Source organism: Sandarakinorhabdus sp. FBCC-B8862, from assembly GCF_059745315.1.
Genome location: NZ_CM185574.1, coordinates 491,744 through 508,767 on the forward strand (window position 1 = coordinate 491,744; position 17,024 = coordinate 508,767).

General features: G+C 66.8%; 18 protein-coding genes. 8 read left to right on the forward strand and 10 right to left on the reverse strand.

Annotated elements, in window-relative coordinates; translation table 11 throughout:
- Positions 1-17 precede the first annotated feature (17 nt).
- From AC6BOR_RS02340 to AC6BOR_RS02370, 7 genes are read left to right on the forward strand one after another with little or no spacing between them, the layout of a single operon-like run.
- A complete protein-coding gene (locus AC6BOR_RS02340) occupies positions 18-1,382 on the forward strand; it encodes an alpha/beta hydrolase (RefSeq protein WP_498059618.1) in 1,365 nt (454 codons plus the stop codon).
- Positions 1,369-1,851 carry a DUF3598 domain-containing protein gene (locus tag AC6BOR_RS02345; RefSeq protein WP_498059619.1) on the forward strand — a complete coding sequence of 161 codons (483 nt, stop codon included), beginning with the start codon at positions 1,369-1,371 and terminating at the stop codon, positions 1,849-1,851. The genes AC6BOR_RS02340 and AC6BOR_RS02345 overlap by 14 nt, the downstream gene beginning before the upstream one ends.
- Positions 1,851-3,209 carry a 3-isopropylmalate dehydratase large subunit gene (locus AC6BOR_RS02350; RefSeq protein WP_498059620.1) on the forward strand — a complete coding sequence of 453 codons (1,359 nt, stop codon included), beginning with the start codon at positions 1,851-1,853 and terminating at the stop codon, positions 3,207-3,209. The genes AC6BOR_RS02345 and AC6BOR_RS02350 overlap by 1 nt, the downstream gene beginning before the upstream one ends.
- Positions 3,206-3,790 (forward strand): 3-isopropylmalate dehydratase small subunit, encoded by a 585-nt coding sequence (gene leuD / locus AC6BOR_RS02355; protein WP_498059621.1) that lies wholly within the window; start codon positions 3,206-3,208, stop codon positions 3,788-3,790. Before AC6BOR_RS02350 ends, leuD begins: the two co-directional genes overlap by 4 nt.
- Positions 3,787-4,698: a hydroxymethylglutaryl-CoA lyase gene (locus AC6BOR_RS02360; RefSeq protein WP_498059622.1), complete on the forward strand. Its 912-nt coding sequence runs from the start codon at positions 3,787-3,789 to the stop codon at positions 4,696-4,698. The genes leuD and AC6BOR_RS02360 overlap by 4 nt, the downstream gene beginning before the upstream one ends.
- A complete protein-coding gene (locus AC6BOR_RS02365; protein ID WP_498059623.1) occupies positions 4,695-5,876 on the forward strand; it encodes a CaiB/BaiF CoA transferase family protein in 1,182 nt (393 codons plus the stop codon). Before AC6BOR_RS02360 ends, AC6BOR_RS02365 begins: the two co-directional genes overlap by 4 nt.
- Positions 5,873-6,427: a VOC family protein gene (locus tag AC6BOR_RS02370; protein WP_498059624.1), complete on the forward strand. Its 555-nt coding sequence runs from the start codon at positions 5,873-5,875 to the stop codon at positions 6,425-6,427. The genes AC6BOR_RS02365 and AC6BOR_RS02370 overlap by 4 nt, the downstream gene beginning before the upstream one ends.
- Here AC6BOR_RS02370 and AC6BOR_RS02375 read toward each other — a convergent pair whose 3' ends face one another.
- The 9 genes from AC6BOR_RS02375 to AC6BOR_RS02415 form a co-directional block, all read right to left on the reverse strand.
- Positions 6,428-7,108: a hypothetical protein gene (locus AC6BOR_RS02375; RefSeq protein WP_086116440.1), complete on the reverse strand. Its 681-nt coding sequence runs from the start codon at positions 7,106-7,108 to the stop codon at positions 6,428-6,430.
- A 42-nt stretch (positions 7,109-7,150) separates the two neighbouring features.
- Positions 7,151-7,510 (reverse strand): hypothetical protein, encoded by a 360-nt coding sequence (locus tag AC6BOR_RS02380; RefSeq protein ID WP_498059625.1) that lies wholly within the window; start codon positions 7,508-7,510, stop codon positions 7,151-7,153.
- Positions 7,507-8,718 carry a class I SAM-dependent methyltransferase gene (locus tag AC6BOR_RS02385; protein ID WP_498059626.1) on the reverse strand — a complete coding sequence of 404 codons (1,212 nt, stop codon included), beginning with the start codon at positions 8,716-8,718 and terminating at the stop codon, positions 7,507-7,509. The genes AC6BOR_RS02380 and AC6BOR_RS02385 overlap by 4 nt, the downstream gene beginning before the upstream one ends.
- 109 nt (positions 8,719-8,827) lie before the next feature.
- A complete protein-coding gene (locus AC6BOR_RS02390; RefSeq protein WP_498059627.1) occupies positions 8,828-9,634 on the reverse strand; it encodes an alpha/beta fold hydrolase in 807 nt (268 codons plus the stop codon).
- Positions 9,631-10,179, reverse strand: a complete 549-nt coding sequence (locus tag AC6BOR_RS02395) for a VOC family protein (RefSeq protein WP_498059628.1) — start codon at positions 10,177-10,179, stop codon at positions 9,631-9,633. The genes AC6BOR_RS02390 and AC6BOR_RS02395 overlap by 4 nt, the downstream gene beginning before the upstream one ends.
- A gap of 25 nt (positions 10,180-10,204) precedes the next feature.
- Entirely contained in the window at positions 10,205-10,807 is a 603-nt protein-coding gene (gene wrbA / locus AC6BOR_RS02400; RefSeq protein WP_498059629.1) for an NAD(P)H:quinone oxidoreductase, read from the reverse strand.
- Between the two features lie 16 nt (positions 10,808-10,823).
- Positions 10,824-12,995, reverse strand: a complete 2,172-nt coding sequence (locus AC6BOR_RS02405; RefSeq protein WP_498059630.1) for a TonB-dependent receptor — start codon at positions 12,993-12,995, stop codon at positions 10,824-10,826.
- A gap of 181 nt (positions 12,996-13,176) precedes the next feature.
- On the reverse strand, positions 13,177-13,974 hold the full coding sequence (locus AC6BOR_RS02410; RefSeq protein ID WP_498059631.1) for an IclR family transcriptional regulator domain-containing protein: 798 nt from the start codon (positions 13,972-13,974) through the stop codon (positions 13,177-13,179).
- A gap of 36 nt (positions 13,975-14,010) precedes the next feature.
- Positions 14,011-15,165, reverse strand: a complete 1,155-nt coding sequence (locus AC6BOR_RS02415; RefSeq protein WP_498059632.1) for a CaiB/BaiF CoA transferase family protein — start codon at positions 15,163-15,165, stop codon at positions 14,011-14,013.
- Between the two features lie 231 nt (positions 15,166-15,396).
- Here AC6BOR_RS02415 and AC6BOR_RS02420 point away from each other — a divergent pair, with 231 nt between their 5' ends.
- A complete protein-coding gene (locus tag AC6BOR_RS02420; RefSeq protein ID WP_086116448.1) occupies positions 15,397-16,164 on the forward strand; it encodes a citryl-CoA lyase in 768 nt (255 codons plus the stop codon).
- A gap of 414 nt (positions 16,165-16,578) precedes the next feature.
- Here the strand turns inward: AC6BOR_RS02420 and AC6BOR_RS02425 are convergent, their stop codons facing one another.
- Positions 16,579-16,932 carry an endonuclease domain-containing protein gene (locus AC6BOR_RS02425; protein WP_498059633.1) on the reverse strand — a complete coding sequence of 118 codons (354 nt, stop codon included), beginning with the start codon at positions 16,930-16,932 and terminating at the stop codon, positions 16,579-16,581.
- Positions 16,933-17,024: the final 92 nt, after the last annotated feature.

Consider the following 17,024-nt stretch of genomic DNA (forward strand, 5'->3'; position numbering starts at 1 on the left):
CGGACAAATTGGCGCTGATGATCAGCCGCCATTTCATTGATGTGACGAATGCCGATGGCAGCCGGCGGCGCGTGCATTATCGCCGCTGCGGGCGCGGCCAGCCGTTGCTGATGGTGCACCAAAGCCCGCGTTCGTCGGCAGAATATGCGGGGCTGATGGCGCAATGGGGCCAGTATTTCACCTGCATCGCACCCGACACGCCGGGCTTTGGCCAATCCGATCCCCTGCCCGGCAGCCCCGAAATTGCCGATTTCGCCGATGGGCTGGTGGCGTTGATGGACGCGCTGGGGCTGGAGCGTTGCCCGGCCTATGGCTTTCATTCCGGCGGCATCATCCTGGTCACCGCGCTGAAACGGCATCCGCAGCGCTTCACTGGGCTGGCGGTGGGCGGCTATGCGATCTGGACGCCGCAGGAGATGGCGATTTTCGGCGAATCCTATCTGCCGCCGTTCCAGCCCACGGCCTATGGCGAGCATCTGACCTGGCTGTGGAACCGCATGCTGGAACAGAGCTGGTTCTTCCCCTGGTTTGATGTGCGGGGCCAAGCGCGGCTGCCGGGCGCCCATGCCGATGTGGCGCGGGTGGACCAGGCGGTGCGCGAGATGCTGGAGGCTGGCGATGCCTATCGCGCCGGCTATGGCGCGGTGCTGCGTGCGCCGCGCGATATTCCGCCGGCCGATGCGGATGTGCCGCCGGTGCTGATTTCGGCCTATGCCGGCGATCCGCTGCAGGCGCATATTGATCGGCTGGGTGCCCTGCCGGCCGGCTGGCGGGCCGACAAGGTCGAGACGCCGGCCGATCACCAGCGGGTGAGCCTCGATTGGCTGCTGGGCCTGCCGCCGGTGGCCGATGTGGCGCTGCGCGAGGCGGCGGATGCCGGCTTTGCCCGGGTGGTGACGGCGGATTTTGATGGGCTGGTGCATTGGCGCGGGCCGGTGGGCGCGACGGCGCGCGTGGCTGCCCCCGGCCGCGCCATCAGCCTGTTTGCCGGCGCCGGCATCGATGCGCCCGGCCACGGCCTGTCGGATGACTGGACGGGCGGCAGCGGGCGGGCGGCCTGGGATGCGGTGCTGGCCGAGGTGGCGCGGCAGCGCGGCTTTGCCGGCCTGGCGTTCGAAGCCCCCGCCCCGGGCGATCCGGCCTTGCTCTACCCCGATCTCACCCCAGACCGCTTTGGCAGCCACCTGGCCCGCGCCTGGAGCGCCGTGCGTGCCGGCTGTTTTTTCCGGCCGTGGCACATCGCCAGCGCGGCCACTGCCATCCCCTTTGATGCTGCCGCCATCACGCCCGAACGGCTGGCGGCGGCGCATCTTGCCCTGTTGCAGGCCCGTTCGGCCCGCGCCTTCCACACCGCCACTGGAGACCAAGATGGGAATTCGTGAAGACATGCCGCTGCTGGCCCGCCACGAGGGCGTGTGGGACGGCACATATACTTATTACAACGCCGCCGGCGAAAAGGTGGACGAGCACAAGAGCCGGCTGTTCTGCCGCCTTCTGGGCGATGACAGCCCGACGCCCTATCACCAGACCAACCATTACAGCTGGCCCGACGGCCGCACCGAAATCCGCGATTTTCCCGCCGCCTATCGCGACAAGCGCGTGTGGTGGGACAATGAACTGATCAAGGGCAGCGCCTGGGAGGTGGGGCAGGATGATCACAGCCGATCGGTGATGCTGTTCTGGGAACGCACCGGCGACCCGACGCTCTATCTGTATGAAATGATCCAGCTTTCCGATTGCGGCACCAAGCGCTGCCGCACCTGGCACTGGATCCGGGGCGGCCAGCTGGAAACCCGCACCGCCATCCAGGAAAGCCTGGTGACGAAGGACTGGCAGAGCCTGGAGCCCTGATGCCGACGCTGGTGGACAAGATCTGGGACCATCACCGGGCGGCGACCACGCCCGGTGGTGCCGATCTGATCGCCATTGATCGCATCTTCCTGCACGAACGGACCGGGGCGGCCGCGCTGAAATCCATGGCGGCGGCCGGCCGGCGCGTGCGTGATCCGGCCCGCGTGTTCGTGGGCATGGATCATATCGTCGACACCCGCCCCGGCCGATCTGACCAGACGCTGATGCCGGGCGGCCAGGGCTTCATCAGCGAAACGCGCGCCGCCGCGCACGCCGCCGGGCTGGCCATCTTTGATGTGACCGATCCCGATCAGGGCATCGTCCATGTCATTTCCCCGGAACTGGGCATCGTGCTGCCGGGCTGCACGCTGGTGGCGCCGGACAGTCACACCTGCACGCAGGGCGCCTTTGGCGCGCTGGCCTGGGGCATCGGCAGCAGCGAGGCCGAACATGCGATGGTGACGGGCACGCTGCGCCTGACCCGGCCGAAGACGATGCGCATCCGGCTGGACGGCCGGCTGGCGGCCGGGGTGACGGCCAAGGATCTGGCGCTCGCGTTGCTGGCGCGCTTTGGTGCCGGCGGCGGGGCCGGGCATGCGGTGGAATATGCCGGCGCTGCGGTGGCTGCGATGGACATGGAGGCACGGCAGACGCTGTGCAACATGGCAACCGAATTTGCTGCCTTCACCGGCATCATCGCGCCCGATGAGGCAGCGTTTGCCGCGCTGGCCGGCCGGCGTTATGCGCCTGCGGCCTTTGACGCGCCCTGGTGGCAATCGCTGCACAGCGATGCGGATGCGCGGTTCGATGCCGAGTTGGCGCTGGATGCCGGCCAGGTGGCGCCGATGGTGAGTTGGGGCACCAGCCCCGAGCACAGCATCGCCATCGATGCCGCGCTGCCGGCCGGCCCGGCGCGGGCGCATGATTATATCGGGCTGGCGCCCGGTGCGCCGATTGCCGGCACGCCGATTGATGTGGCCTTCATCGGCAGTTGCACCAACAGCCGGCTTTCCGATCTCAGGCGCGCCGCCGCGCTGCTGAAGGGGCGGCGGATTGCACCGGGCATCAAAAAGGCACTGGTGGTGCCGGGCAGCAGCGCGGTGAAGCGGGCGGCCGAAGCCGAAGGGCTGCATGCGGTTTTTCAGGCCGCCGGCTTTGAATGGCGGGAAAGCGGCTGTTCCTTGTGTTTCTATGCCGGCGGCGAAGGCTTTCCGCCGGGCAGCCGCACAATCAGCAGCACCAACCGCAACTTCGAAGGCCGCCAGGGCCCCGGCATCCGCACCCATATCGCCAGCCCCGAAACCGTGGTGGCCAGTGCCTTGGCCGGGGTGATTGCCGATCCCAGGATGTTGGCATGACGCCGTTCACCGCCCTCACCTCGGTCGCCATTCCGCTGGCTCGCAACAATGTCGACACCGATGCCATCATCCCCAGCCGCGAAATGCGCTCCACCGGGCGCACCGGCCTTGCCGACGGGCTGTTTGCGCCCTGGCGGTATCTGGACGTGGATGCGCGGGTGCCGGATCCGGCCTTTCCGCTGAACGATCCGCGCGCGGCGGGCGCGCAAATCCTGCTGGGCGGCGAGAATTTCGGCTGTGGTTCGAGCCGCGAACATGCGGTGTGGGCGTTGGCCGAATGGGGCATCAGGGCGGTGATCGCGCCCAGTTTTGCCCCCATTTTCAAGGCCAATGCCTTGCGCAACGGGCTGTTGCCGGTGGAATTGCCGGTGGCGGATTGGGCCTGGGCCACGCTGCACATCGATCTGGCGGCGCAGACGGTGAACGGGGTGGGCTTTGCCATAGATGCCGAAGCGAAGCTGATGCTGCTGGAAGGACTGGACGCGATTGCGCTGACGCTGAAAGCGCGGGGTGCGATTGATGCGTGGGAGGCGGCGGACCGGGGGGTGCGGCCGTGGGTGTATCTGGAAGCAATGCGATGATCCTCGTATCCGAAGTGGGCCCGCGTGACGGGTTGCAGTCGATCAGCCGGGTCATGCCGCTGGCGGCGAAGAAGGCGTGGATTGCGGCGGAGGCGGCGGCCGGCGTGCGCGAGATTGAGGTGGGCAGTTTCGTGCCGCCCAGCCTGCTGCCGCAGATGGCCGACACCGCCGAACTGGTGGAATTTGCGCGGACCATTGCGGGCCTGAACGTCGTGGCGCTGGTGCCCAATGCCAAGGGTGCGGCGCGGGCGGTGGCGGCGGGGGTGCACGGCATGTCGATCCCCTTTTCGATGAGCGAGACGCACAGTTTGAAGAATGTGCGCAAATCCCATGCCGAAATGATCGACGAGATTGGCGCGGTGGCGGCCATCGCGCGCGCGGCCGGCGTGCATTTTGCCGTGGGGCTTTCAACGGCATTCGGCTGCACCATGGAAGGCGCGGTGCCGCAGGATCGGGTGGTGCGGCTGGCGGTGGCGGCGGCCGAGGCCGGGGCGGCGGAGTTCAGCCTGTCGGACACGACGGGCTATGCCGATCCGGCCCAGGTGAAGCGGCTGGTGCGCGCCGTGCGGGCCGAGGTGGGGGAGCGGCTGACGACGCTGCACCTGCACAACACACGCGGGCTGGGCCTGGCCAATGCGCTGGCCGGGCTGGAAGAAGGGATCACCACGCTCGATGCTTCCCTGGGCGGGCTCGGCGGTTGCCCATTCGCGCCGGGGGCTTCGGGCAATCTGGTGACCGAGGATCTGGTGCTGATGCTGAACAGCATGGGGCTGGAGACCGGGATTGATCTGGAAAAGCTGATCGCGGTGCGGGCGATCCTGGCCGAGGCGCTGCCCGGTGAGCCGCTCTATGGCTTCACGCCAGACGCTGGCCCGATGCTGGATTATCACGAAAGGCTGGCGAAATGACGCCCCCCACCCCGCTGGCTGGCCTGAAGGTCATCGAATTCACCCATATGGTGATGGGCCCCACGGTGGGGCATATCCTGGCCGGGCTGGGCGCCGATGTGGTGCGGGTGGAGCCGCTGGGCGGGGACCAGACGCGGCGGCTGCTGGGATCGGGCGCCGGCTATTACCCGATGTACAACCGCGGCAAGCGCAGCATCTGCCTTGATCTGAAATCGGACGATGGCCTTGCCGTGGCGCGCGATCTGATTGCCAGCGCTGATGTTCTGGTGGAGAATTTCCGCCCCGGCGCGCTCGATCGGCTGGGGCTGGGCTATGAGGCGATGGCGGCCGGCAACCCCGGCCTGATCTATTGCAGCGAGAAGGGTTTCCTGCCCGGCCCTTATGAGCAGCGCACCGCGCTGGACGAGGTGGCGCAGATGATGGGCGGCCTTGCCTATATGACCGGGCCGCCGGGCCGGCCGCTGCGGGCCGGGGCCAGCGTGATCGATGTGACCGGCGGCATGTTTGGCGTGATCGGCATCCTTTCGGCCCTGCACGAACGCAGCGCCACCGGGCGCGGGCAGAAGGTGGTGGCCAGCCTGTTTGAAACCACCGCCTATCTGGTGGGCCAGCATATGGCGCAATTTGCCGTGACCGGGAAACCCGCCGCGCCGATGCCGGCCCGGGTTTCGGCCTGGGCGATTTACGACGTGTTCGAGACCAAGGATGAGCCGCTCTTCATCGGCGTGGTAACCGACGCGCTGTGGGAAAAATTCTGCGCGCTGTTCGGGCTGGACGCGCTGTGGGCGGATGAAACGCTGCGCAAGAACAACAGCCGGGTGCTGGCGCGCGACCGCATCCTGCCGGTGATCCGCAGCATCGTGGCGGGCATGACGCGGGCCGAGGTGGTGGCAAAGCTGGATGGCACCGGCATGCCCTTTGCGCCGATTGGCAAGCCGGAGGAGCTGTTTGACGATCCCCATCTGGCCAGCGGGGGCCTGGAGCCGGTGACGCTGGACGATGGCCGCCAGACCATGCTGCCAACCATTCCGCTGGAGCTGTCCGGCGGCCGGCCCGGCGCCCCTCAGCACTTGGCCAAGGCCGGGGAGCACAGCCGCGCCGTGCTCGCGGGGCTGGGATATGATGCAGACAGGATCGCCGCCCTGATCGCCAGCGGTGCCGTGGAGGAAAGCCGATGAAACGCATGATCATTGCCCTTGGCCTGATGGCTGCTGCCGCCACGGCGCAAACGGCGCCGGGGGTGGACAAGCCCAAGGAGCGGCTGCCCACCGATGTGCGCCGTGCCACCATCATCGTGCGCGACATGGAGGCGAGCCTGAAGCTGTATCGCGACGTGGTGGGGATGCAGGTGAATTATGACACGGTAGTGGAAACCAGCGGTGTTGCCCTACCCGCCGGCCCGCCGGGCGCCAAGGCGCGGCTGGTGCTGCTGAACAGCAATGACCCCTGGGTGGGCTGGATCGGCCTGATGCAGTGGGTAAAGCCGACGTTGAAGGCCAAGCCGTACCCCAAGCGCATGGGGCCGGGCGGCGTGGTGCTGGTGATGAACACCGATGATGTGGAAGGCCGCTGCAAGGCGGCCAAGGCCGTGCCGGGGGTGCATTTCACGTCCGAACCGCGGCTGCAGATCTATCCGGGGCGGAACGGCGGGCCGGAGATAAGGGTGATGGGCTGCAACTTCTTTGATCCGGATGGCGTGCTGGTGGAGATGAACCAGATTTTGAAGTGATCAGAAGGGCTTCACCGTGCCGAGGAAGCAGATGCCGGAGATGGTGATCCAATAGACATAGGCCATCATCCGGCCCCAGCCGATCTCGCGGGTGAGGGCGGCTTCCTCGGCCGGGTTGGGGCCCATGGCGAGGCGGCGGAAGCGCACGGTCCAGGCGCGCATGATGAAGCGCAGGCCAAGGCCGATGCACAGGGCAAAGCCATAGAGGCTGAGCTTGGTGGCGTACCAGCGGTTGCCTTCCCCGGCTTCGAGCGGGCCGTGGCCAAGCAGGCTGCCGATCCCGACGATGAAGATCAGCGGGATGAGGATGAAGCGGACATATTCATCGATCTTGGTGAGGCGGATGCCGGTATCGGTTTCGCGGGTGAAGAAGGCCGCCCAGCACAGTGCCATCCAGGCCCCGACCGCCAGCCACATGGCGGTGAGATACCCACCGCCATAAGGTTGCAGGCCATAGATATGGCCCATGTGCAGACCGAGCGGCAGCAGCAGGATGATGCCGGTGCGGGCCAGGATATCGATGCGGTAGGCGGTTTCCATGTGCCGGCGCCGTTCATCCAATGACAGGCGCGGGTTGGTGACATTGTAGCTGGTCTGGAACACGCCCCATTCGCCGCCAAGCCAATAGACCATGGCAATGATGTGCAGCCAGCGCAGCACCAGCACCGGTTCGATGTCCATCGCCTCTCCCCCCTTCGTCGAGACGGGCGCGTGACGCGCGCCTTATTCCTTCGACAATTTCTCCACCCAATCCATGATCGGCGGATCCGGGTTGGCCATGGCTTCGACCTCTTGCGCGAAGCCGCGCATGACGCGGGCGATATAGGCGCGGGTGGACTCGCCGCGTTCCTCGCCGGCTATGCGGTCGGGCATATAGGCCTCGATATCGGCGCGGTTGAGGCCGCCCTTGGCCTCCAGCAGCCGTTCCACCGTGTCCAGCCGTTCGCGCAGCACGCTGACTTCGGCGACCAGCGCCATGGACAGCGACAGCAGGCGATCAACGGCAGGATCGTCGAAATAGGCCGGGCGGCGGCCCTTGGGGCGGGCGCCGGCGCGGGCGATCCAGTCAACTCCCTCCGTCATGCTGCCAGCTCCTGCGCAGCAGGCTTCCAGGCGCCATAGGCGTTCCACACCGCGGCACGGCCATAATCCTCCTGCTCATCGGTTTCGGCGGCCGGGAAGATGCTGCGATCAACCACGGCGCGGACGCCGACGACGAACTGGCTTTCCAGCGGGAAGCCGGCGCGGGCCATCACCTGCTTCAGATCCTGGCCGTGCATCGCGCTCCAGAACGGCTCGTTGTTGTTGAACGCATCCCAGTCGCGCATGAACTGTTCGAACAGCGGCATGGCATCCGAATATTGCGGCTGTTCGATGTGGAGGATGAGGCCGCCGGGCTTGAGCACGCGGTGGCATTCGGCCAGCAGTTTCGGCATCGCCCGGGCCGACAGTTCGTGCAGGAACATCGTCGTCTGCACCCAATCGAAATGATTGTCGGGGAAGCGCGACAGATCTTCGCCATTGGCCTGGACGAACTTGATGTTCTTCGCGCCCAGCCCGGCGGCGCGCGCCGCGCCATAGCGCAGGGAGGCGGCTGCAGTGTCGATGGCGATCACCTCGGCTTCCGGATAGGCCAGCGCGATCGGCACGGCGTTGTGGCCAACCGTGGCGCCGACATCGAGGATGCGCTGCGGCTGCCAGCCGGGGCGTTCCTTCCTGGCCCAGGCCACCACCGCCTGGCCGCCGCCATCGTTGAGGCCGCCCAGCGCGCCGCCGGTGGTGGCAAAGATGCCGACATCATAATTGGCCCCGGCCGACACATCGCCGGGCCGTTCCTCGCTGTGATAACCGCCGGGCTGGCAATGAATGTCCACCGCAGTCTGATATTCGGGCTGCTGAATGCTGGGATCGAGTTCAAGCTGGCCCGAATGCTCGTTGAACTGGCGGGCGAGCGCATCAAGCTCGTCAAGCTGGCGCAGCACGGTGGCGCGGCCGTTGTGCTGGCGCATCTCCATCGAATTGCGCTTGAGCGCGCTCCACATGCGGTGGAATGGGTCCTGGTTCATGGCATCGCGGATTTCATAGCGATGTTCGGGATCGCGGCCATGTTCGGCGCGGAAGGCCGGCAGCACGCGGGTATCATAGGCGAGCCGGTTCCCCGGCCCCAGCGTGCCCGACAGATAGCGGTTCAGGTGGGTGAGGAAGTTGAACCGCGCCGCCTCGTCATGGTTGGTGCGTGCCAGCATCGGGTGGCGGGTGAGCGCGGTGTAGGGCGGTGGCAGATCAGACATCGCGGGCAAGCTCCACAAGTTGTCCGGACAAATGGCCACGCAGCTGCATCCAAGTCAAGCTGCGGGAAATCCCGGATGCGCGGCCATGCTGCCGCAGCGGTGGCCCACGTCAAGTGAGGGCGGCGATCAGCGCGGCGTTGGTGGCCTCGGCCGCGTCCATCGGGGCGAGATGGCCACCACCGGGGACGAGGGCGTGGGCAAAGCCGGCCCGGCCCAGCATGGCGGCGACCGCGCGGCGCCACGGCGTGTCATCCGCCCCGGCCAGCGCGGTGGCAGGCGCGGTGATGCGGGCAATGTCAGAAAGGGTGACCCGCAGCGGCCGGCCGGGTGCGACCAGATCACGGCCATCATAGCGGGCCAGCATGGTGGCCATGGCGGCGCGCACTTCCGGGCGACCGGCGGTGAGCGGGTGTGCCAGCCAGAAGGCGCGCAGATCAGCCATGCGCCCGGCGCGGGCAAGATCGGCCATATGGGCCAGCGGCAGCGCATCGGGCGGAGCTGGCAGATCGGCATCGATCGGCGCACCGATCACCACCAGCCGGTCCAGCCCGGCCGGGCGCTGGGCCGCGTGGGCCAGCGCCACCTTGCCGCCCTGGGACAAGCCGACGAGATGATAGCGCCCGAGGCCGAGCGCGGTGACGACGCGGCTGATGTCAGCCGGCTCTTCGGCCAGATCGGGCGGGGCGGTGGCGTCGCCACAGCCGCGGCGATCAAGGGCGATGAGCGTGAAACGGCTGGCCAGCGGGCGCTGGCCGCGCCATTGCCGCCGGTCCAGCGTCCAGCCGTGGAGCAGGATGATGGCCGGCCCCTGCCCCGCCACTTCGGCGACCAGTTCGCCCCCCGGCACGGGGATGCGGTGCAGGCGGCTGCCGGCGAAGGCGCCGTCCATCGCCGTGGACGGCGCCGGCTGGATCACGCGGCCGAGCGGAAATTGTTGTTGTTGGTGTGATCGCCGGCCAGCCAGCGCTTCAGTTCGGCATGGGCGTTGGCGCGGCGCTGGGCGTCGAGCGCGGGATCAAGCGCTTCGGGTGCATCATAGGTGAATTCGAGGATCATGCCGTTGGGATCGGTGACATAGACCGAGCGGCAATAGCCATGTTCCAGCACATAGGTGGCCGGTTCCGTGATGCCGGCGGCCTTGATGCGGGCTTCCAGCGCTTCCTGCGTGTCCTTGTCGACATGCAGGGCGATGTGGATGAACGGGCTCGACGGGATTTCCGGGCCAAATTCGGCCTGGTCAGCCGGATCGGCGAACTGGAAAAAGGCCAGGCACGAGCCATCGTTCAGCTCGAAAAAGACGTGGCAATAAGTGCGCAGCTTGCCGAACAGCTCGTCGGCTTCCGTCCAGGTCGCGATCAGCGGCAGGCCGATCACATCCTCGTAAAAGGCGCGCGTGGCCTCCAGGTCCCTGGTGACATAGGCGGTGTGGTGCAGGCGGTTGGGACGGCGGGTGATGGTCATGATGCTCTCCTCCCCCAAAGGATAATCAACCAAACAGCTTCTTCGCAATCTCGGCGGTGTGGCGGCCCTGGAAGCGGGCGCCGTCAAGTTCGTTGGTGGACGGCTGGCGGCTGCCATCGCCGGCGGCCAGCGTCGAGGCGCCATAGGGCGTGCCGCCGCTGATTTCGGTCATGATCGAATTGCCGGCAAAGCTGTAGGGCAGGCCAACGATGATCATGCCATGGTGCAACAACGTGGTGTGGATGCTGGTGAGCGTGGTTTCCTGGCCGCCATGCTGGCTGGCGGTGGCGACAAAGGCGCCGCCCAGCTTGCCGATCAGCGCACCCTTGGCCCACAGGCCGCCCGTTTGATCGAGGAAGTTGCGCATCTGGGCCGCCATGTTGCCGAAGCGGGTGGGCGTACCGATGATGATGGCGTCATAATCGGCGAGTTCGTTCGGATCGGCGATCGCGGCCGCCTGCTCCGTCTTGTAGAAGAAGGCCGCGGCGGTGTCGGCGGGCACCAGTTCGGGCACCCGCTTCACCACGGCTTCGACGCCATCGACGCTGGCCGCGCCCTCGGCCACGGCGTTGGCCATGGCCTCCACATGCCCCCAGGAGGAGTAATAGAGGACGAGAACGCGGGCCATTGTTCGTGCCTTTCGATCAGAAGTTGAAGCTGGCTTCGATGCCATAGCGGCGCGGGCGCGCCTTGAACACGAAGCCACCGGGCGAGAATTCGGCGTTGTAGATGCTGTTGGTGAGGTTCTGGCTGAAGGCCGTCACGCTCCACTTGTTGGTGGAGACGCCAAGGCGGGCATCAATGATGTCCACCGGGTTGCGGCTGGTGGAGTTTTCGACATCCCACCAAGTGCGCCCGGTGCGGCGATAATCGACGCGCGCGTTGAGGTTCAGATCCTCGGTGAGCGGCCGGACATAGTTGATGCCGGCATTCAAGGTGTAGCGGCTGATCAGCGGCAGTTCGTTGCCGATGCGGCGGGCGTCGGCGAAGCGCTTGATGTTGCTGTCAGTATAGCCAAGGCCAAAGTTGATATCGAGGCCCTTCATCGGCCGCAGATTGGCTTCCAGTTCAAAGCCCTTGATCTGCGCCAGCGGCACGTTGCCGAGGTTTTGCGTGGAGTTGGCGGCCAGGAAGACGAAGAAATAGCTGTTTTCGGTGCGGGTCGAGAATGCGGCCGCGTTGAAGGTCAGCAGCTTGTCATCGGTCTGCGTCTTGGCGCCGACTTCCCAGGTTTCGGCCACTTCGGCGTTGAAGATATCGCCGACGCCGACGATGCCATTGCCGGCCGCCACGGCGCCAACACCGGTCTGGTTGAAGCCGCCCGAGCGGAAACCACGGCTCCAGCCGCCATAGAGGGTGATATTGTCCACCGGCTTGTAGGTCAGGGTGAACTTGGGCTGCCAGCTCTGGAAGCTGCGCTTGCGCACATCGCCGCTGCGGCCCTGCGGGAAGCCGGGCACGTTGGGCAGGAAGGCGGTGGGGGTGAGCGTGGTGTTTTCGCGGGTGTCGCGGTCATAGCGCAGCGAGGCATCGACGCGCAGCTGCTCGTTCACCTTCCAGCTGGTGTTGGCGAACAGCGCCCAGGCGAAGTTATCCTGACTGTCGGACAGGAAGCTGAACTGCGGGTTGCGCGGATCGGTCGACGGGGTGCGGAACACCGGGAACACGCCCTGGCCGGTATCGATCATGTTGCCGGTGGAAATGAAGCGCTTGGTGCCGACCATGTAGGAGCCGACGATGAACTGCAGCGGCTTGTCGGCCGGCGATTCATAACGCAGCTCGTTCGACCAGGCGTCCACTTCGAGGAACTGGCTCTGGTTGAGGTCGAAGCCAAAGAACTGGAAGAAGAGGGAATCCCGGATCGGCAGGAAGTTGAAGGCGTCGCCGGTCAGCACTTCGGTCAACCGGTCATAGCTGAAGACGTTCTGGACGGTGCCGAAATCGCCGCTGTATTTGACCTTCAGCGCGGCGTTCCACATCTCGCGGTCGTTCTGGCCGCGGTTGTTGACCCGCACCGGCAGCGAGGTGTCGTTCACATCGTTGACGATGTTGAAATAAAGCGCCTGGGTCTGCAGGTTGGAATAGGCGACGCGCAGATCGACATCGAGGCCGGCGGTGGGGTTCCACAGCAGATTGCCGCGCAAGTTCAGATCCTTGATCGGATCGGCCTTTTCGTTGAGGAACGTGTTGCGGATGAAACCATCGGTGTCATACCAGCTGCCCGACAGGCGGAATTTCAGATTTTCGGCGACCGGGCCGGAAACATTGCCGCGCACATAATAGCCAAAGCCATTGTCCACCCCGGCGGTGATCTTGCCGCTGAGCTCATCGGTGGGGGCCTTGGAGCGGATGATGATGGCGCCGCCGATGGCGTTGCGGCCATAGAGGCCGCCCTGCGGGCCCTTCAGCACTTCGATCTGTTCGATGTCGAACAGTTCCTGGTTGAATTGGGCCGGGTTCACCTGCTGGATGCCATCAACGATGACGGCCACCGACGGTTCCGAATTGCGGGCCTGGGTGATGCCGCGGATGATGACGAAGGCGTTGCCGGCGTTCTGGGTTTCAACCAGGTTGACGTTGCTGGTCAGGCCGATGAAGTCACCCGGCCGCTCGATCCCGGCAGACTGGATGGTGGCGCTGGTGAAGGCGGCCACGGCGGCCGGCGTGTTCTGCAGCGTGTCGGCGCGGCGGGTGGCGGTGACGATGATCTCGCCCTCGTCCTTCGGCGCTTCGGCGGTCTGGGCGAAGGCCGGCAGCGCGACCAGGGCGGAGGTGGCCAACAGGCGGGCCGCGTGACGGGCGAAATTCATCTGCATCTTGTGCCTCCCCAATGCTGGGGCGTGGCCTTCCCGCGCCACGCCCGGCCCGAGACGGGCCTTGACCATCGGCGATAGCGTTTCGGCATGCGAAGTCAAGTTCGATATGCGAAGTTTGCGCGCGCAGATGCCGCACCCCGGCGGCTGTTGGGCGTGTCCTACAGGTGGAAAATGGGGACAGTCAGCGGGCGAGCGAACGGGCCAGCATCGGCGTGCGGCGCAATTCCGCCTCGATCTGGCCGGCGGCATCGCGCAGCAGCGGCAGCCGCGTGCGCACCAGTTCATCCTGGCTGATGCGCGTGGTGCTGGTGGAGCAGTTGATCGCAGCCACCACCACGCCTTGCGCATCGCGCACCGGCACCGCGACCGACACGATGCCATAATCCAGCTCGTCGAGCGCGCTGTCGTACTGGCGGTCGCGCACCAGCGCCAGGCGGGCGCGCAGGGCGGCCGGATCGGTCACCGTCCGCTCCGTCATGCGGGCCAGCGGACCGGCGGCCAGCAATTCCTCTACCACAACATCGGCGGCGTAGGACAGCAGCACCTTGCCCATCGAGGTGGCATGCAGCGGAAAGCGGGTGCCCACCCCTGCCCCCAGCCGGATGCGGCGGTTGCTGGGCACATGGACAAGATAGAGGATTTCCCGCCCCGAGCGCACGGCGAGGCTGACCGAATCCCCGGTCGCTTCGGCCAGCGCCTGCAGCGGCGGCACCGCGACGCTCTCGACATTCATCGAGGAGAGATAGGCCGAGCCGAAGGCCAGCACTTCGGGTGTGAGGAGGAAGCGCCGGCCATCCTGGCGGATATAGCCCAGCGCCACCAGCGTGTTGAGGCAGCGGCGGGCCACTGCCGGCGGCAGATCGGTGGCGGCCGCCACTTCGGACAGGGCCATTTCCGGGCGCGTCGCGTCAAAGGCGCGCAGCACCTTCAGCCCCCGTTCCAGCGTCGAGAGATATTCCGGATCCTTGTCCGCACCCATCGCCTTGGTGTGGCAGGCTTTGGCGGGCGCGGTCAACTATTCTGCCGCTTCGGCACGGCGGCCGAGGATGGCGGCATTGTCCTGCCCGAGCAGCGGCGGCGCGGTGACGGTGAGATTGCGTTGCCCATCGAAGGAAATCGGCGAGCGGATGGTGCGGAATTCGCCCATCGGGCCGGGGGCGGAGACCTGGAGCTGCAGATGGCGGGCTTGGTCATGCTCCAGCACCTCCACCGTGGTGGCGACGGGGGCGGAGGGCACTTCGAGAGTGCGCAGCCGGGCCAGCCAGTCGGCGCGCGGGCGGGTGGCGAAGATCGGCGCCAGATGCGCCACCACATCCTCATAATGGGCGATGCGGGCATCGCGGCTGGCAAAGGCCGGCAGCGCCAGCATGTCGGGCTGTTCCACGGCCTGGGCCAGATTTTCCCAGAATTTCGGCGGTGAGCTCATGTGCAGGGCCAGCCACAGGCCGTCGCTGCACTGGAACACATAGGATTGCGACACGTGCGGGCGGCTATAGGCATCCATCACCTGGCCGGCGGCAAAAAGATGCGTGAAATCATCAAGGTTGAAGTGAGCCATCGCCTCGAACATCGAGGTTTCAACGAGCCGCCCCTGCCCCGTGGCGGTACGCTGGAACAGGGCGGCGAGCACGCCCTGCGCGGTATAAAAGCCGGTCATGGCATCGGCGATGGCCGGGCCGACGACGCGCGGGTGCACGGGATTGACCAGCAGGCGCAGGAAGCCCGACGCGGCCTGGGCCACGGTGTCAAAGGCCGGCCGGTCGGCATCGGGGCCGCTGCTGCCAAAGCCGGAGATGCTGGCATAGACGAGGCGCGGGTTGAGGGCGTGCAGCCGTTCCCAGTCCACCCCGAGTTTCTTCGCCACGCCGGGGCGGAAATTCTGGATGAACACATCGGCATCGCGGGCCAACGCATCGAAGGCGGCCAGATCTTCGGGCTGGCGCGTATCCAGCGTGATCGACTGCTTGTTGCGGTTATAGGTTTGAAAATGCGGGGAATAAAGCGTGCCCTTGTAGGCGCGGAAGGGATCGCCGCTGCCGGGCTGTTCCACCTTGATCACCCGGGCGCCGAGATCGGCGAGCAGCATGCCGGCACAGGGCCCGGTGATGAACGTGCCCATTTCCAGCACGGTCACACCCGCCAGCGGCAGCGCGGCCTGTTCAGCTTGCATCACCCATCCTCCCACCTGCGAAAACCCGTGCAAACGTGGCCGCAACCGGTGCCGCCGTGCCCGCACGATGGCGCACGGTGACCGCAGCCTGCGCGCCGGTGACCGCACATCGGTTGCGGGTGACCGCGCGTGGGCCACACTGCCCGGCAGGCCCTGCGGCCAGCTTGCCCTCCCTATTCTTTTCGCATATCGAAGGCAAGTTCGTATTTCGAAATATTGAGGAGCCCACCCATGCGCATCGGCAAGCAGGATGCCCCCTTCACCGCCATCTGCACATCCGATACCCACCAGATCAAGGTGCGCGGCCAGGATCTGACCGGCGAGATCATCGGCAACACCGATTTCACCACCTATTTCTGGATGCTGGTGACCGGCCAGGTGCCGAGCGAGACGCAGAAATTCTTCGCCAACGCCGTGCTGTGCGCCATTGCCGAACATGGCCTGGTGCCATCGGTGGTGGCCGCGCGCATGACCTATGCCGCCGCGCCCGAGGCCTTCCACGGCGCTGTGGCCGCCGGCCTGTTGGGCTGCGGCAGCGTGGTGCTGGGATCGGCCGAGGTGGCCGGGCGGTTCCTGGCGCAGGTGGTGGAAGCCGTGGCAGCGGGGGGCGATGCCGAAGCCGCGGTGCGGGCGCTGCGCGCCGAGAAAAAGGCCATCCCCGGCTTTGGCCATCCCCAGCACAGCGAAGGCGACCCGCGCGCCAACCTGCTGCTGAAGCTGGCAGCCGAGCATGGCGTGGAGGGCGCCCACATCAAGGCGCTGCGCGACGTGCAGGCCGCCCTGCCCGCCGTGCTGGGCCGACCGCTGCCGATCAACGTGAATGGCGCGATCCCGGCGGTGATGCTCGATGTCGGCTTCCCGCTGGCCGCACTGAAGGGCATTTCTCTGCTGGCCCGCACCGCCAGCCTGATCGGCCATCTGCAGGAAGAAACCGAGCGGCCGATCGGTTTCATCATGAGCGGCGCGGCGGCGGCGGCGATTGGTTATGACGGGCCGTGAGGCGCGGGCGCTGAGGGTAGAGCGGTCGTTTCGACGGGCGACACCCCTCCGTCGCCCTGCGGGCGCCACCTCCCCTTGCAGGGGAGGATGAGGGCTTCTGCTGCGCGGGGGAGGGTCTGGGCGTGTCCATCCTCCCCTTTGAGGGGAGGTGCCGAGCGGGAGCGAGGCGGAGGGGTTCTGGCGGCGAGGGCGGAGCGGCGGATTGCACGGGCGACACCCCTCCGTCGCCCTGCGGGCGCCACCTCCCCTTGCAGGGGAGGATGTGGGTGGGTTCATCCTCCCCTTTGAGGGGAGGTGCCGAGCGCAGTGAGGCGGAGGGGTTCTGGTAGCGAGGGCGGAGCAGTGGTTTCCACGGGCGACACCCCTCCGTCGCCTTCGGCGCCACCTCCCCTTGCAGGGGAGGATGTGGTTGGCTCATGGCTCGCGGGTGGTGGCGGGGATGCGGGTGATGACGGCGTCGCGATCTGCCAGCACGTCGCGGGCGGGGATGCGCAGGGTGAGGACGCCGTGGGTGGCAAGCCAGGCATCGCGCGCCTGATCATGCTGCCATTGCGCGGCGTTGTTATGGCTGTCGCCGTCGATTTCCACCGCCAGGCGATGGGCGGGGCAATAGAAATCCACAATATAGGGGCCGGCCGGGTGCTGGCGGCGGAAGCGCAGGCCGCCCGGCCGCTGCCGCAGCGCTTGCCAAAGTTTGACTTCGGGCAGGGTCAGGCTGCGGCGGAGTTGGCGGGCCTTGCGCTGGGTGGATGGCGGGCCATGCAGCATGGGGGGAGGTTGGCAGCGCTGGCGTGCCGGCGCAAGGGCGCGTGGGCCGGGCCTTACCCCTCTGTCGCCCTGCGGGCGCCACCTCCCCTTGC

Excerpts from the sequence above, each read along its gene's own strand:
- AC6BOR_RS02340 (WP_498059618.1), top strand. The coding sequence starts at position 18 with ATGATCAGCCGCCATTTCATTGATGTGACGAATGCCGATGGCAGCCGG.
- AC6BOR_RS02345 (WP_498059619.1), top strand. The coding sequence starts at position 1,369 with ATGGGAATTCGTGAAGACATGCCGCTGCTGGCCCGCCACGAGGGCGTG.
- AC6BOR_RS02350 (WP_498059620.1), top strand. The coding sequence starts at position 1,851 with ATGCCGACGCTGGTGGACAAGATCTGGGACCATCACCGGGCGGCGACC.
- leuD (WP_498059621.1), top strand. The coding sequence starts at position 3,206 with ATGACGCCGTTCACCGCCCTCACCTCGGTCGCCATTCCGCTGGCTCGC.
- AC6BOR_RS02360 (WP_498059622.1), top strand. The coding sequence starts at position 3,787 with ATGATCCTCGTATCCGAAGTGGGCCCGCGTGACGGGTTGCAGTCGATC.
- AC6BOR_RS02365 (WP_498059623.1), top strand. The coding sequence starts at position 4,695 with ATGACGCCCCCCACCCCGCTGGCTGGCCTGAAGGTCATCGAATTCACC.
- AC6BOR_RS02370 (WP_498059624.1), top strand. The coding sequence starts at position 5,873 with ATGAAACGCATGATCATTGCCCTTGGCCTGATGGCTGCTGCCGCCACG.
- AC6BOR_RS02375 (WP_086116440.1), bottom strand. The coding sequence starts at position 7,108 with ATGGACATCGAACCGGTGCTGGTGCTGCGCTGGCTGCACATCATTGCC.
- AC6BOR_RS02380 (WP_498059625.1), bottom strand. The coding sequence starts at position 7,510 with ATGACGGAGGGAGTTGACTGGATCGCCCGCGCCGGCGCCCGCCCCAAG.
- AC6BOR_RS02385 (WP_498059626.1), bottom strand. The coding sequence starts at position 8,718 with ATGTCTGATCTGCCACCGCCCTACACCGCGCTCACCCGCCACCCGATG.
- AC6BOR_RS02395 (WP_498059628.1), bottom strand. The coding sequence starts at position 10,179 with ATGACCATCACCCGCCGTCCCAACCGCCTGCACCACACCGCCTATGTC.
- wrbA (WP_498059629.1), bottom strand. The coding sequence starts at position 10,807 with ATGGCCCGCGTTCTCGTCCTCTATTACTCCTCCTGGGGGCATGTGGAG.
- AC6BOR_RS02405 (WP_498059630.1), bottom strand. The coding sequence starts at position 12,995 with ATGCAGATGAATTTCGCCCGTCACGCGGCCCGCCTGTTGGCCACCTCC.
- AC6BOR_RS02410 (WP_498059631.1), bottom strand. The coding sequence starts at position 13,974 with ATGGGTGCGGACAAGGATCCGGAATATCTCTCGACGCTGGAACGGGGG.
- AC6BOR_RS02415 (WP_498059632.1), bottom strand. The coding sequence starts at position 15,165 with ATGCAAGCTGAACAGGCCGCGCTGCCGCTGGCGGGTGTGACCGTGCTG.
- AC6BOR_RS02420 (WP_086116448.1), top strand. The coding sequence starts at position 15,397 with ATGCGCATCGGCAAGCAGGATGCCCCCTTCACCGCCATCTGCACATCC.
- AC6BOR_RS02425 (WP_498059633.1), bottom strand. The coding sequence starts at position 16,932 with ATGCTGCATGGCCCGCCATCCACCCAGCGCAAGGCCCGCCAACTCCGC.